Origin of the sequence: Agrobacterium sp. S7/73, from assembly GCF_019355535.1 — a bacterium.
In the GTDB taxonomy this organism is placed as follows: domain Bacteria; phylum Pseudomonadota; class Alphaproteobacteria; order Rhizobiales; family Rhizobiaceae; genus Agrobacterium; species Agrobacterium tumefaciens.
Window position 1 is genome coordinate 911,317 of sequence record NZ_CP072136.1, and the last position, 14,289, is coordinate 925,605.

Annotated in this window: 11 protein-coding genes and 1 tRNA gene; 10 read left to right on the forward strand and 2 right to left on the reverse strand. The window is 57.6% G+C overall.

What is annotated here, in order from left to right:
* The first annotated feature begins 92 nt into the window (after positions 1 to 92).
* From J5276_RS04205 to rpoC, 10 genes are all read left to right on the forward strand, one after another.
* A tRNA-Trp gene (locus J5276_RS04205) sits at positions 93 to 168 on the forward strand.
* Positions 169 to 352: 184 nt separating this feature from the next.
* A complete protein-coding gene (secE, locus tag J5276_RS04210; RefSeq protein WP_003507689.1) occupies positions 353 to 553 on the forward strand; it encodes a preprotein translocase subunit SecE in 201 nt (66 codons plus the stop codon).
* A 21-nt stretch (positions 554 to 574) separates the two neighbouring features.
* Positions 575 to 1,105 carry a transcription termination/antitermination protein NusG gene (gene nusG, locus J5276_RS04215; RefSeq protein WP_003519353.1) on the forward strand — a complete coding sequence of 177 codons (531 nt, stop codon included), beginning with the start codon at positions 575 to 577 and terminating at the stop codon, positions 1,103 to 1,105.
* A 144-nt stretch (positions 1,106 to 1,249) separates the two neighbouring features.
* A complete protein-coding gene (rplK, locus tag J5276_RS04220) occupies positions 1,250 to 1,681 on the forward strand; it encodes a 50S ribosomal protein L11 (protein ID WP_003519352.1) in 432 nt (143 codons plus the stop codon).
* A gap of 2 nt (positions 1,682 to 1,683) precedes the next feature.
* Positions 1,684 to 2,379, forward strand: coding sequence for a 50S ribosomal protein L1 (gene rplA, locus J5276_RS04225; RefSeq protein WP_026331088.1), 696 nt, complete (start codon positions 1,684 to 1,686; stop codon positions 2,377 to 2,379).
* Between the two features lie 357 nt (positions 2,380 to 2,736).
* Positions 2,737 to 3,255, forward strand: coding sequence for a 50S ribosomal protein L10 (gene rplJ / locus J5276_RS04230; RefSeq protein WP_003519348.1), 519 nt, complete (start codon positions 2,737 to 2,739; stop codon positions 3,253 to 3,255).
* A 59-nt stretch (positions 3,256 to 3,314) separates the two neighbouring features.
* Positions 3,315 to 3,692, forward strand: coding sequence for a 50S ribosomal protein L7/L12 (gene rplL / locus J5276_RS04235; RefSeq protein ID WP_003519347.1), 378 nt, complete (start codon positions 3,315 to 3,317; stop codon positions 3,690 to 3,692).
* Between the two features lie 29 nt (positions 3,693 to 3,721).
* A complete protein-coding gene (locus J5276_RS04240; protein WP_153793990.1) occupies positions 3,722 to 3,889 on the forward strand; it encodes a hypothetical protein in 168 nt (55 codons plus the stop codon).
* Between the two features lie 64 nt (positions 3,890 to 3,953).
* The gene (rpoB, locus tag J5276_RS04245; RefSeq protein ID WP_013636439.1) at positions 3,954 to 8,090 is read left to right on the forward strand and encodes a DNA-directed RNA polymerase subunit beta; all 4,137 of its coding nucleotides are present in this window, start codon (positions 3,954 to 3,956) and stop codon (positions 8,088 to 8,090) included.
* Between the two features lie 180 nt (positions 8,091 to 8,270).
* On the forward strand, positions 8,271 to 12,476 hold the full coding sequence (rpoC, locus tag J5276_RS04250; RefSeq protein WP_003519344.1) for a DNA-directed RNA polymerase subunit beta': 4,206 nt from the start codon (positions 8,271 to 8,273) through the stop codon (positions 12,474 to 12,476).
* 100 nt (positions 12,477 to 12,576) lie between these two features.
* Here rpoC and J5276_RS04255 read toward each other — a convergent pair whose 3' ends face one another.
* The gene (locus J5276_RS04255) at positions 12,577 to 13,701 is read right to left on the reverse strand and encodes a helix-turn-helix transcriptional regulator (protein WP_112155590.1); all 1,125 of its coding nucleotides are present in this window, start codon (positions 13,699 to 13,701) and stop codon (positions 12,577 to 12,579) included.
* A gap of 266 nt (positions 13,702 to 13,967) precedes the next feature.
* The gene (locus J5276_RS04260) at positions 13,968 to 14,261 is read right to left on the reverse strand and encodes a hypothetical protein (RefSeq protein WP_003519341.1); all 294 of its coding nucleotides are present in this window, start codon (positions 14,259 to 14,261) and stop codon (positions 13,968 to 13,970) included.
* Positions 14,262 to 14,289 lie beyond the last annotated feature (28 nt).

Below are 14,289 nucleotides of genomic sequence, written 5' to 3' on the forward strand. Positions count from 1 at the left end.
AATAAAAAGCGCTTGCCATTCTTTTCCGTGCGCCTTAAAGGGAACGCATACCGAAGCGGCCAAGTGATTTTCGTGGTCGGCTAAGGTGTTAAAGGGGTATAGCTCAGTTGGTAGAGCGGCGGTCTCCAAAACCGCAGGTCGTAAGTTCGAGCCTTACTGCCCCTGCCACTTTCCATCCGCAAGCGCGGTCTTCGCTGCATGGCAGATGGGTGCCGGTTTTCCGGCGAATTTCGCCGAATGTCGATTTCCTCTTGTTAAAACTGGAATCGGTGTTTATGTAAGGTCAAAACAGACACGCGGTGCGTGGGGCTGATTAGTTCGGCTTTACGCGCCGTAATTGCGTGGGCAGTCAATGGCATCCAAAACCAATCCGTTTACGTTTCTGCAGCAGGTTCGCGCCGAAGCGTCTAAAATCACTTGGCCGTCGCGCCGCGAGACCATGATTTCGACGGCTATGGTGCTTGTGATGGTCATTTTTGCGGCTCTGTTCTTTTTTGCTGCTGACCAGCTCATCGGCTGGGTGCTTAGCCTCGTGCTGAACGTCGGCCGGTAACGGATTGAACGGAGAATAAAAATGGCAGCGCGCTGGTATATCGTTCACGCATATTCGAATTTCGAAAAGAAGGTCGCTGAGTCGATCGAAGAGAAGGCTCGTCAGAAGGGTCTTGATCATCTTTTTGAGAAAATCCTCGTGCCGACCGAAAAGGTTGTCGAGGTGCGTCGTGGCCGCAAGGTCGACAGCGAGCGCAAGTTCTTTCCAGGTTACGTGCTTGTGCGCGCCAACCTGACGGATGAGGCCTATCACCTCATCAAGAACACGCCGAAGGTGACCGGTTTCCTCGGTTCGGACAATAAGCCTGTTCCGATTCCGGATTATGAAGCCGATCGTATCCTCGGTCAGGTTCAGGAAGGCGTCGAGCGTCCGAAGTCTTCGGTTTCGTTCGAGGTCGGCGAGCAGGTTCGCGTTTCCGATGGTCCGTTCGCGTCGTTCAACGGCGTTGTTCAGGATGTCGACGAAGAGCGTTCGCGCCTGAAAGTGGAAGTTTCGATTTTCGGCCGCGCTACGCCGGTCGAACTGGAATACAGTCAGGTCGAGAAGGTCTGACTGGAGGGGTGAAACCCCAATCGCGTGGAAGGCAAACGGGCTCCCATAGCCGGGGCAGGGCGCCGCACCACGCAACCGCAGCCGCCGGAGCGATCCGGCTAGAGAGAAGCCGGGAAACCGGTTTGAATTGAAAGGCAGAGAGATATGGCTAAGAAAGTTATGGGCCAGCTCAAGCTGCAGGTGAAGGCAGGGTCGGCCAATCCGTCCCCGCCGATCGGTCCTGCACTTGGTCAGCGCGGCATCAACATCATGGAATTCTGCAAGGCGTTCAATGCCGCCACGCAGGAAATGGAAAAGGGTATGCCGATTCCGGTCGTCATCACCTATTACCAGGACAAGTCCTTCACCTTCGTCATGAAGCAGCCGCCGATGACTTATTGGCTGAAGAAGGAAGCGAAGATCACCTCCGGCTCCAAGACGCCTGGCAAGGGCGCCAAGGTTGGCTCCATCACCAAGGCTCAGGTCAAGACGATCGCTGAAGCCAAGATGAAGGATCTGAATGCTGCCGATATCGAAGGCGCAATGGCAATGGTTGAGGGCTCTGCCCGCGCCATGGGCCTGGAAGTAGTAGGTTGATCATGGCCAAGGTAGCAAAGCGTATTCAGAAGATCCGCGAAGGTGTGGATCCTAACAAGCTCTACGTTCTCACCGACGCCATTTCGATGGTCAAGGAACGTGCAGTCGCCAAGTTCGACGAAACCGTTGAAGTTTCGATGAACCTCGGCGTTGACCCGCGCCATGCGGACCAGATGGTTCGCGGCGTTGTCAACCTGCCGAACGGCACGGGCCGTGACGTTCGCGTTGCCGTTTTTGCACGTGGCGCCAAGGCTGATGAAGCCACGGCTGCTGGTGCTGACGTTGTTGGCGCAGAAGAGCTGGTTGAAATCGTTCAGAGCGGCAAGATCGACTTCGATCGTTGCATCGCGACCCCGGACATGATGCCGCTCGTCGGCCGTCTCGGCAAGGTACTCGGCCCGCGTGGCATGATGCCGAACCCGAAGGTCGGTACGGTGACGATGGATGTTGCCGGCGCCGTCAAGGCGTCCAAGGGTGGCGCTGTCGAGTTCCGCGTCGAAAAGGCCGGTATCGTACACGCTGGTATTGGCAAGGCTTCGTTCGACGCCAAGGCTCTTGAAGAAAACATCAAGGCTTTTGCCGATGCGGTCATCAAGGCAAAGCCGACGGGTGCCAAGGGCAACTACGTCAAGCGCGTTGCCATCTCCTCGACCATGGGTCCGGGCGTCAAGATCGAACCTTCGTCGGTTACGGCTTAATCAATTCTCGTGCTTCCCTGTCGGGGAGCGTGATTAAAAGAATTTCCGGCTCTCAGGGAGCCGGAGATTTCCGGGGAAACCCGGAACTCCTGTCCGAGATTGCGGGTGGCCATGTCCTTCGGGGTTTGGCCTTAATCATTCAACCTGCATGAGACGGGTGAGGCTGGATTTGAGGCATCGCAGATGCCTGACTGTCCGGTTCGAACCTGGTGTGCCTGTGCCTGAAGCCGTTTGCGGCGACAGAGCGGGGGACAGGATCCTCGAGCGTCGCTCGGGATCTTTGTAAAAAGGTCCCTTGGGGCAAAGGCAAACCCGACGGGTTCACACTTATGTGGCCCCGTCTACTGGAGACAGACAGTGGAAAGAGCGGAAAAACGCGAATTCGTCACGGAGCTGAACGAAGTCTTCAAGGCTTCCGGTTCGGTTGTCGTGGCCCACTATGCTGGTGTCACCGTTGCGCAAATGAACGACTTCCGTTCGAAAATGCGCGCTGCCGGAGGCACCGTCAAGGTCGCGAAGAACCGCCTGGCCAAGATCGCTCTTCAGGGCACGGAGTCGGAAGGGATGACAGATCTCTTCAAGGGCCAGACGCTGATTGCATACAGCGTCGACCCTATGATTGCTCCGAAAGTCGTCATGGATTTCGCAAAGACCAACGATAAAGTCGTTGTTCTCGGCGGTTCCATGGGCGCAACCACGCTCAACGCCGAAGCAGTCAAGTCGCTTGCGACCCTGCCTTCGCTGGACGAGCTGCGCGCAAAGCTGCTGGGCCTACTCAACGCCCCGGCAACTCGCGTCGCCACGGTTGTCGCAGCACCTGCAAGCCAGCTTGCACGGGTGTTCTCGGCTTACGCCAAGAAGGACGAAGCCGCTTAAGGCGGTTTTTCGCTGTAATTATTCAAACTGGTTCGAACTGAACAAAAGGAACTATCAAAATGGCTGATCTCGCAAAGATCGTTGAAGACCTCTCCACCCTGACCGTTCTGGAAGCTGCAGAACTGTCGAAGCTTCTCGAAGAAAAGTGGGGCGTTTCCGCCGCTGCTCCGGTAGCTGTTGCTGCTGCTGGCGGTGCTGGCGCTGCTGCTGTCGTTGAAGAAGAAAAGACCGAATTCGACGTGATCCTGGTTGACGCTGGCGCCAACAAGATCAACGTCATCAAGGAAGTCCGCGCTATCACGGGTCTCGGCCTGAAGGAAGCTAAGGACCTCGTTGAAGGCGCTCCGAAGGCTGTCAAGGAAGCTGTTTCCAAGGCTGAAGCTGCTGACCTCAAGAAGAAGCTTGAAGACGCTGGCGCCAAGGTCGACGTTAAGTAATCTTGCGATTGCTGGCGGGAAGGGGCTTCATGCCCCTTTCCGTCGTCATCGTTTTAAAACTTATTACCCAAAAGCCGCGTGAAAATGGCTTTTGGGTAATGGGTTCTTCAAGAGAATGGTTCCGAACCGGCTCATCTAGGCAATCCGGCCTGATCGATCCGGGATGTGGAACGAGATTGATGACACCCATTGCTTGACGGGATCGACTGGCCATCGGTTCCCGTCCGTTGCAGGCCCGGATGCAATTTTAAAGGAGCGACGATGGCTCAGACCCTTTCGTTTAACGGTCGCAGGCGCGTACGCAAGTTTTTCGGCAAAATTCCAGAAGTAGCGGAAATGCCGAACCTCATCGAGGTTCAGAAGGCTTCGTATGACCAGTTTCTCATGGTTGACGAGCCCAAGGGTGGCCGTCCCGACGAGGGATTGAATGCCGTATTCAAATCCGTATTCCCGATCACCGATTTTTCCGGCGCATCCATGCTCGAATTCGTGTCTTACGAATTCGAAGCGCCGAAGTTTGACGTCGAGGAATGCCGTCAGCGCGATCTGACCTACGCAGCGCCGCTGAAAGTGACGCTGCGCCTCATCGTGTTCGATATCGACGAGGATACAGGCGCGAAGTCCATCAAGGACATCAAGGAACAGTCCGTATACATGGGCGACATGCCGCTCATGACCAATAACGGTACGTTCATCGTCAACGGTACAGAGCGCGTCATCGTTTCGCAGATGCACCGTTCGCCGGGCGTATTCTTTGACCACGACAAGGGCAAGAGCCATTCTTCCGGCAAGCTTCTGTTCGCTGCCCGCGTCATCCCGTATCGCGGTTCCTGGCTCGACATCGAGTTCGACGCCAAGGACATCGTTTATGCGCGTATCGACCGTCGCCGCAAGCTGCCCGTGACCTCGCTCCTGATGGCGCTTGGCATGGATGGTGAAGAAATCCTGTCGACGTTCTACAGCAAGGCTTCCTACGAGCGCTCCGGCGATGGCTGGCGCATTCCGTTCCAGCCTGAAACGCTGAAGAATGCCAAGGTCATCACCGACATGATCGACGCCGACACTGGTGAAGTCGTTGTCGAAGGTGGCAAGAAGCTGACTCCGCGTCTTATCCGCCAGCTCGTCGACAAGGGCCTGAAGGCACTTAAGGCGACTGACGAAGACCTCTACGGCAACTTCCTTGCCGAAGACATCGTCAACTACTCGACGGGTGAGATCTATCTCGAAGCCGGCGACGAAATCGACGAAAAGACGCTTGGCCTCATTCTTCAGTCCGGCTTTGACGAGATTCCGGTCCTCAACATCGACCACGTCAATGTTGGCGCCTATATCCGCAACACGCTGCATGCGGACAAGAACCAGAACCGCCAGGAAGCGCTGTTCGACATCTACCGCGTCATGCGTCCGGGTGAGCCGCCGACCATGGATTCGGCAGAAGCGATGTTCAACTCGCTGTTCTTCGATGCAGAACGTTATGATCTCTCGGCTGTTGGCCGCGTGAAGATGAACATGCGTCTCGACCTCGACGCGGAAGACACCGTGCGCACGCTGCGCAAGGAAGACATCCTCGCTGTCGTCAAGATGCTGGTCGAACTGCGCGACGGCAAGGGCGAAATCGACGACATCGACAACCTCGGCAACCGCCGTGTTCGTTCGGTCGGCGAGCTGATGGAAAACCAGTACCGCCTCGGCCTTCTGCGCATGGAACGTGCGATCAAGGAACGTATGTCCTCGATCGAAATCGACACCGTGATGCCGCAGGACCTGATCAATGCGAAGCCGGCAGCTGCCGCCGTTCGCGAATTCTTCGGTTCCTCGCAGCTGTCGCAGTTCATGGACCAGGTGAACCCGCTTTCGGAAATCACCCACAAGCGCCGTCTTTCGGCTCTTGGACCGGGTGGTCTGACCCGTGAGCGCGCCGGCTTCGAAGTCCGCGACGTTCATCCGACCCACTACGGCCGTATTTGCCCGATCGAAACGCCGGAAGGCCCGAACATCGGTCTGATCAACTCGCTTGCCACCTTTGCCCGCGTCAACAAGTACGGCTTCATCGAAAGCCCGTACCGCAAGATCATCGACGGCAAGGTGACGACCGACGTTATCTACCTCTCCGCCATGGAAGAGGCCAAGTACTACGTCGCACAGGCCAATGCCGAGCTCGATGGCGAAGGCGCCTTCACTGAAGAGTTCGTTGTTTGCCGTCACTCGGGCGAAGTTATGCTCGCACCGCGCGACAACATTAACCTGATGGACGTTTCGCCGAAGCAGCTCGTTTCGGTCGCAGCGGCTCTCATCCCGTTCCTGGAAAACGACGACGCCAACCGCGCTCTCATGGGCTCGAACATGCAGCGTCAGGCCGTTCCGCTTCTGCGGGCGGAAGCGCCGTTCGTCGGCACAGGCATGGAACCGATCGTCGCCCGTGACTCCGGCGCTGCCATCGCGGCTCGCCGCGGCGGTGTCGTCGACCAGGTGGATGCGACCCGTATCGTTATCCGCGCTACGGAAGAACTCGATGCCGGCAAGTCGGGCGTCGATATCTACCGTCTGCAGAAGTTCCAGCGTTCGAACCAGAACACCTGCGTCAACCAGCGTCCGCTGGTCGCTGTCGGTGACATCATCTCCAAGGGTGACATCATCGCTGATGGTCCGTCGACCGACCTCGGCGATCTGGCGCTCGGCCGTAACGCGCTCGTCGCGTTCATGCCCTGGAACGGCTACAACTACGAAGACTCGATCCTGATGTCGGAACGTATCGTTTCCGACGACGTGTTCACCTCCATCCACATCGAAGAATTCGAAGTGATGGCGCGTGACACGAAGCTTGGTCCGGAAGAAATCACGCGTGACATTCCGAACGTTTCGGAAGAAGCGCTGAAGAACCTCGACGAAGCCGGTATCGTTTACATCGGTGCGGAAGTTCAGCCGGGCGATATCCTCGTCGGCAAGATCACGCCGAAGGGCGAAAGCCCGATGACGCCGGAAGAAAAGCTTCTGCGCGCCATCTTCGGTGAAAAGGCTTCCGACGTTCGCGACACCTCCATGCGCATGCCTCCGGGCACGTTTGGTACCGTTGTGGAAGTCCGCGTCTTCAACCGTCACGGTGTGGAGAAGGATGAGCGCGCGATGGCAATCGAGCGCGAAGAGATCGAACGTCTGGCAAAGGACCGCGACGACGAACAGGCAATTCTCGACCGTAACGTCTACGGCCGCCTGATCGACATGCTGCGTGGTCACGTTTCCATCGCCGGTCCGAAGGGCTTCAAGAAGGGCGTCGAGCTTTCCAACGCCGTCGTCTCCGAATATCCCCGCTCGCAGTGGTGGATGTTTGCAGTCGAAGACGAGAAGGCCCAGTCCGAACTGGAAGCACTTCGCGGCCAGTACGACGAATCCAAGTCGCGCCTTGAACAGCGCTTCATGGACAAGGTCGAGAAGGTCCAGCGCGGCGATGAAATGCCTCCTGGCGTCATGAAGATGGTCAAGGTCTTCGTCGCTGTGAAGCGCAAGATCCAGCCGGGCGACAAGATGGCCGGCCGTCACGGTAACAAGGGCGTCGTCTCGCGTATCGTTCCTGTCGAGGACATGCCGTTCCTCGAAGACGGCACGCATGTCGACATCTGCTTGAACCCGCTCGGCGTGCCTTCGCGCATGAACGTCGGCCAGATCCTCGAAACCCACCTCGCATGGGCATGCGCAGGTATGGGCAAGAAGATCGGCGAGATGCTCGAAGAGTATCGCAAGACGATGGACATCAGCGAGCTTCGCACGGAGCTTACCGAAATCTATGCGAGTGAATCGCATGACGAGGTAAAGCGCTTCGACGACGAATCGCTGGTCAAGCTTGCCGAAGAAGCCAAGCGCGGTGTTTCCATCGCGACCCCGGTCTTCGACGGTGCGCATGAACCCGACGTTGCCGCGATGCTGAAGAAGGCAGGTCTGCATGAATCCGGTCAGTCCGTTCTTTATGACGGTCGTACCGGCGAGCCGTTCGACCGCAAGGTCACCGTCGGCTACATGTACATGATCAAGCTGAACCACCTTGTTGACGACAAGATCCACGCTCGCTCGATCGGTCCTTACTCGCTCGTTACCCAGCAGCCGCTGGGCGGCAAGGCGCAGTTCGGCGGACAGCGCTTCGGGGAAATGGAAGTCTGGGCTCTGGAAGCATACGGCGCGGCTTACACGCTGCAGGAAATGCTCACCGTCAAGTCGGACGACGTGGCGGGCCGCACCAAGGTCTACGAGGCGATCGTCCGTGGCGACGATACCTTTGAGGCCGGTATCCCCGAGAGCTTCAACGTTCTCGTCAAGGAAATGCGGTCGCTCGGTCTTTCGGTCGAACTGGAGAACTCGAAGGTCGAGACCCAGCCCGAGGATCAGCTGCCCGACGCAGCGGAATAAAGATGAGAGAGGCGGGCGCCGTGTTGGCGCCTGCCGTTTCCCCGGCGACCAATGGTTGCCGCGGGACACTTTCGCCGCATTGTGCGGTTAATCCGTATTTAAAGCTCTGGACGGTGACCCGGGAAGAAGCCGGTCCAGATGCAAACAGGGGCAGCAGCTAGCCTCTCAAGGAGACAAGGCATGAACCAAGAGGTCATGAATCTTTTCAATCCTCAGGTGCCTGCGCAGCATTTCGATTCCATCCGGATTTCGATCGCTTCGCCGGAAAAAATCCTGTCGTGGTCCTACGGCGAGATCAAGAAGCCGGAAACCATCAACTATCGTACGTTCAAGCCGGAACGCGATGGTCTCTTCTGCGCGCGCATTTTCGGACCTATCAAGGACTACGAATGCCTGTGCGGCAAGTACAAGCGCATGAAGTACAAGGGCATCATCTGCGAAAAGTGCGGCGTTGAAGTTACGCTGTCGCGCGTTCGCCGTGAGCGCATGGGCCATATCGAGCTCGCAGCGCCCGTTGCCCATATCTGGTTCCTGAAGTCGCTTCCCTCGCGTATCTCGACCTTGCTCGACATGACGCTGAAGGATGTTGAACGCGTTCTCTATTTCGAGAACTACATCGTCACCGAACCCGGCCTCACCTCGATGAAGCAGAACCAGCTTCTGTCCGAGGAAGAGTACATGATCGCCGTTGACGAGTTCGGCGAAGACCAGTTCACCGCCATGATCGGCGCTGAAGCCATCTACGAGATGCTGGCTTCGATGAACCTCGAAAAGATCGCCGGTGACCTGCGTGCCGAGCTTGCCGAGACCACCTCGGATCTCAAGCAGAAGAAGTTCATGAAGCGTCTCAAGATCGTTGAGAACTTCATGGAATCCGGCAATCGTCCGGAATGGATGATCATGAAGGTCGTTCCGGTTATTCCGCCGGACCTTCGTCCGCTGGTTCCGCTGGATGGTGGCCGTTTCGCGACGTCCGACCTCAACGATCTCTATCGCCGCGTCATCAACCGTAACAACCGTCTGAAGCGCCTGATCGAGCTTCGCGCGCCTGGTATCATCATCCGCAACGAAAAGCGTATGTTGCAGGAATCCGTCGATGCGCTGTTTGATAACGGCCGTCGCGGTCGCGTCATCACGGGTGCGAACAAGCGTCCGCTGAAGTCGCTGTCCGACATGCTCAAGGGCAAGCAGGGCCGCTTCCGCCAGAACCTTCTCGGCAAGCGCGTCGACTATTCAGGCCGTTCGGTCATCGTGACCGGTCCGGAGCTGAAGCTGCACCAGTGCGGCCTGCCGAAGAAGATGGCGCTCGAGCTGTTCAAGCCGTTCATCTATGCCCGCCTCGACGCCAAGGGTTACTCCTCGACCGTCAAGCAGGCCAAGAAGCTGGTTGAAAAGGAAAAGCCTGAAGTTTGGGATATCCTCGATGAGGTCATCCGCGAGCATCCGGTCCTTCTGAACCGCGCACCGACGCTTCACCGTCTGGGTATCCAGGCCTTCGAACCCATGCTGGTTGAAGGCAAGGCCATTCAGCTGCATCCGCTCGTCTGCACGGCTTTCAACGCCGACTTCGACGGCGACCAGATGGCCGTTCACGTGCCGCTGTCGCTTGAAGCCCAGCTTGAAGCCCGCGTGCTGATGATGTCGACCAACAACATCCTGCATCCGGCAAACGGCCATCCGATCATCGTTCCTTCGCAGGACATGGTTCTCGGCCTGTATTACCTGTCGATCATGAACCAGAACGAGCCCGGCGAAGGCATGGCCTTCTCGGACATCGGCGAATTGCATCACGCGCTTGAAAACAAGGTCGTGACACTGCATGCCAAGATCCGTGGTCGCTTCAAGACCGTGGATGCTGACGGCAAGCCGGTTTCCAAGATCCATGAAACGACGCCTGGCCGTATGCTGATCGGCGAACTTCTGCCGAAGAACGTCAACGTGCCGTTCGACGTCTGCAACCAGGAAATGACCAAGAAGAACATCTCCAAGATGATCGACACGGTCTACCGTCATTGCGGCCAGAAAGACACGGTCATCTTCTGCGACCGGATCATGCAGCTCGGCTTTGCTCACGCTTGCCGCGCCGGTATTTCGTTCGGCAAGGACGACATGGTCATTCCGGATAGCAAGGTTAAGATCGTCGGTGACACCGAAGCTTTGGTGAAGGAATACGAACAGCAGTATAACGACGGTCTCATCACCCAGGGCGAAAAGTACAACAAGGTTGTCGACGCCTGGGGTAAGGCAACCGAAAAGGTCGCCGAAGAAATGATGGCGCGCATCAAGGCTGTGGAATTCGACCCGGAAACGGGCCGCCAGAAGCCGATGAACTCCATCTACATGATGAGCCATTCGGGCGCCCGCGGTTCACCGAACCAGATGCGTCAGCTGGGCGGCATGCGCGGCCTGATGGCCAAGCCCTCGGGCGAAATCATCGAGACGCCGATCATCTCGAACTTCAAGGAAGGCCTGACCGTTAACGAGTACTTCAACTCGACCCACGGTGCCCGTAAGGGTCTTGCAGACACCGCCTTGAAGACGGCGAACTCGGGTTACCTTACCCGCCGTCTCGTCGACGTGGCACAGGATTGCATCGTCAACTCCGTGGATTGCGGCACCGACAAGGGCCTCACCATGACCGCCATCGTTGATGCCGGTCAGGTCGTTGCCTCGCTCGGCGCACGTATCCTCGGCCGTACGGCTCTTGATGACATCGACAATCCGGTAACTGGCGAGAACATCGTCAAGGCCAGAACGTTGATCGACGAAGCCGACGTTGCAATCATCGAGAAGGCTGGCATCCAGTCCGTGCGTATCCGCTCGGCACTGACCTGCGAAGTGCAGGTCGGCGTTTGCGGCGTCTGCTACGGTCGTGACCTTGCTCGCGGTACTCCGGTCAACATGGGCGAAGCCGTTGGCGTCATCGCCGCACAGTCGATCGGTGAACCGGGCACGCAGCTCACCATGCGTACCTTCCACCTTGGCGGTACGGCAAACGTGGTCGACCAGTCGTTCCTGGAAGCTTCGTATGAAGGCACGATCCAGATCAAGAACCGCAACATCCTGCGGAACTCCGATGGCGTTCTCATCGCAATGGGCCGTAACATGTCGGTCACCATTCTCGATGAGCGCGGCGTGGAACGTTCCTCGCAGCGCGTCGCTTATGGTTCGAAGATCTTCGTTGATGACGGCGACAAGGTAAAACGCGGCCAGCGTCTTGCAGAGTGGGACCCCTACACCCGTCCGATGATGACGGAAGTGGAAGGTACCGTTCACTTCGAGGACCTCGTCGACGGTCTTTCCGTTCTGGAAGCCACCGACGAATCAACCGGCATCACCAAGCGTCAGGTCATTGACTGGCGTTCGACGCCGCGCGGTTCGGACCTCAAGCCCGCGATCATCATCAAGGATGCTTCCGGCGCTGTCGCAAAGCTTAGCCGCGGTGGCGAAGCCCGCTTCCACCTCTCCGTGGACGCGATCCTGTCGGTTGAGCCTGGTTCGAAGGTCTTCCAGGGTGACGTGCTTGCACGTTCGCCGCTGGAAAGCGCCAAGACCAAGGACATCACCGGTGGTCTGCCGCGCGTTGCCGAACTGTTCGAAGCACGTCGTCCGAAGGATCATGCTGTCATCGCTGAGATCGATGGTACGATCCGCCTCGGTCGCGACTACAAGAACAAGCGTCGCGTGATGATCGAGCCTGCGGAAGACGGCGTCGAGCCGGTCGAATACCTGATCCCGAAGGGCAAGCCCTTCCATCTTCAGGAAGGCGACTACATCGAGAAGGGCGAATACATTCTCGACGGCAATCCGGCACCGCACGACATTCTGGCAATCAAGGGCGTAGAGGCTTTGGCTTCCTACCTCGTGAACGAAATCCAGGAAGTCTACCGACTGCAGGGCGTTGTGATCAACGACAAGCACATCGAGGTGATCGTTCGCCAGATGCTGCAGAAGGTCGAGATCACCGATGCGGGCGATAGCCACTACATCGTTGGCGACAATGTCGATCGTATCGAGCTTGACGACAACAACGATCGCCTGATCGAAGAAGGCAAGAAGCCCGCTTATGGCGATCCGGTTCTTCTCGGTATCACCAAGGCATCGCTGCAGACGCCGTCCTTCATCTCGGCCGCATCGTTCCAGGAAACCACCAAGGTTCTCACGGAAGCTGCGATCGCCGGCAAGACGGACACGCTGCAGGGCCTCAAGGAAAACGTCATCGTCGGCCGCCTCATCCCGGCCGGTACCGGCGGCACCATGACGCAGATCCGCCGCATCGCCACCTCGCGCGACGACCTCATTCTCGAGGAACGCCGCAAGGGTACGGGTGCAGGCTCTGCAACACAGATGCTGCAGGACATGACGGATCCGGCTCCGGCCGAATAAGGTCTGGCCAAGGGCAGGGGCTTTACGAAGCCCCGCCAAAGTTCAGTAAAAAAACGCCCGGAGCAATCCGGGCGTTTTTTGTTTTGGTCGGGTTCGAAGGTCAGATCTGGTCCTTCACATGGCCAGTCCCATCTCGGGGTTTTTCCTGCTCACCGATGGTGTAGCGCGTCACAACGGAAAGCCGGCGAACGAGATCGGTCTGGCCCGTACTGCCGGTCTTTGCATAGATAGACTTGGCGTTGCTGCGAACCGTTTCGTGCGAGATTTGAAGTTGCTTTGCCACGGAGGGAAGTGAAAGGCCCTTCAGGATTTCCAGCGCGACACGGGCCTCGCCCTTGGTGAGATCGTATAACCCCTTCAGAAGCGGCGTGACGTCGGCAACGGTGTCCGATGGTTGCGATATCAGCACGATGGCGCTGCCGTTAGGGGATAAATCCAGCGCGTCCTTGCGCAGCGGTATGACGTGAAGGATGCACACCCCGTCTCCGCTTGTCGGCAGGGGTAAGGAACTGACACTGCCGCCGGCGAGCGCCTTGTAAAGCAGCCGGTTTATTCTCTCGTCCAAGATCAAGATCTTGTCGCGGGCGCGGGTGGAAATACACTTTTTGGTCGCCTCGAACAGGATGTTTGCGGAAAGAACGCGTCCGCTTGCCTGGAGCACCGCCGCCGGCGCACCGATGGCGTTGAGGCCGAGCGTGATGGCATCTGCTTTCTGGCGTTGCAGCCCTGTTGCGAGGGTGAGGCTGCGGGCGATATGCGGCCTCAGTCGGCCAAGTGCCGCCATGGTTTCCGGACCAATGATTCCTCTGTCGAGCTTGCGTTCGAACAGGAGAGTCATTTCGGGATGATCCGGCGGCGCAACCTGCGTTGCCACCCCATATCCCAGTCCACGCGGCATCAGGAAATCGCGCACGATTGGCAGCCCCGCCCATTCGTCAGGGGTAAAGATATCGAAATCATGCACGAAGGAAAATTGGCCCTCGCGGACAGCGCGTGTGAGGCGATCGTTGCGGTGGTTCCAGCCGCCCTTCATGAAGGCTTGCATGAGCTCCTGGAAATTGGGCGGATAGAGCCAAGCTTCATCCTCGCCTTTGCCCCAGGTGAGCGCGCCGCCCCAGAAATCGAGCCGTTGGCCGATTGCGGCTATCACGTTCGCCCAGCGATCGGGAAAAAGTGCTGCCTCGTAAATGTCATCTATAATGTCTGCCGAAGATATATTATCCAACCCGCCACCGAAATCATGTGTCGGGATCAATTTAATCTTATATCGTCGTATATTTCAACGGAAATACAAATAATAATATTATATTTAAAGTAATATAATCTATCAGTGACTTAATATATTGGAATTTACCAAGGTCTTTTGCAGCAAAGGGTGGCTGGCACGCAAGATTTCGGCCTTGGCATCAAGTCCTGGAAGACAACCGCCCTGGTGTGGGCGGGTGCCGTTTTTATCGGTGGCGGCGCATTTGTCGCGGTGAGGGCGGTCCCTCAGGCGAAACGGATGATGGCGACTTCGCCCTCCAGGGCGCCCTGATAGGCGGAAGCGTGCGGCTCTTCGTCCGGAACTTCAGTCAGCATGCCGATCTGGTCGAGGTCGGCTTCGATGAAACCTTCCTCCGAAAGCGCGTTCAGCGTTTCGCGTACGGCGGTGTCGTCGTCCGGCGCCCGCAGAATGACGTGGATGTCGATGCCTTCGGAATTGTCGTGTTCGTAAGCCTTGCCGATGACGATGAAGACCATCGGCTCGTCGCGTCCGTTGTCGTTGTCGGGGAGGTTGGTCATGACGCGGTTCCTTGATATGTCGTTGTGG

Excerpts from the sequence above, each read along its gene's own strand:
- secE (WP_003507689.1), top strand. The coding sequence starts at position 353 with ATGGCATCCAAAACCAATCCGTTTACGTTTCTGCAGCAGGTTCGCGCC.
- nusG (WP_003519353.1), top strand. The coding sequence starts at position 575 with ATGGCAGCGCGCTGGTATATCGTTCACGCATATTCGAATTTCGAAAAG.
- rplK (WP_003519352.1), top strand. The coding sequence starts at position 1,250 with ATGGCTAAGAAAGTTATGGGCCAGCTCAAGCTGCAGGTGAAGGCAGGG.
- rplA (WP_026331088.1), top strand. The coding sequence starts at position 1,684 with ATGGCCAAGGTAGCAAAGCGTATTCAGAAGATCCGCGAAGGTGTGGAT.
- rplL (WP_003519347.1), top strand. The coding sequence starts at position 3,315 with ATGGCTGATCTCGCAAAGATCGTTGAAGACCTCTCCACCCTGACCGTT.
- J5276_RS04240 (WP_153793990.1), top strand. The coding sequence starts at position 3,722 with ATGCCCCTTTCCGTCGTCATCGTTTTAAAACTTATTACCCAAAAGCCG.
- rpoB (WP_013636439.1), top strand. The coding sequence starts at position 3,954 with ATGGCTCAGACCCTTTCGTTTAACGGTCGCAGGCGCGTACGCAAGTTT.
- rpoC (WP_003519344.1), top strand. The coding sequence starts at position 8,271 with ATGAACCAAGAGGTCATGAATCTTTTCAATCCTCAGGTGCCTGCGCAG.
- J5276_RS04260 (WP_003519341.1), bottom strand. The coding sequence starts at position 14,261 with ATGACCAACCTCCCCGACAACGACAACGGACGCGACGAGCCGATGGTC.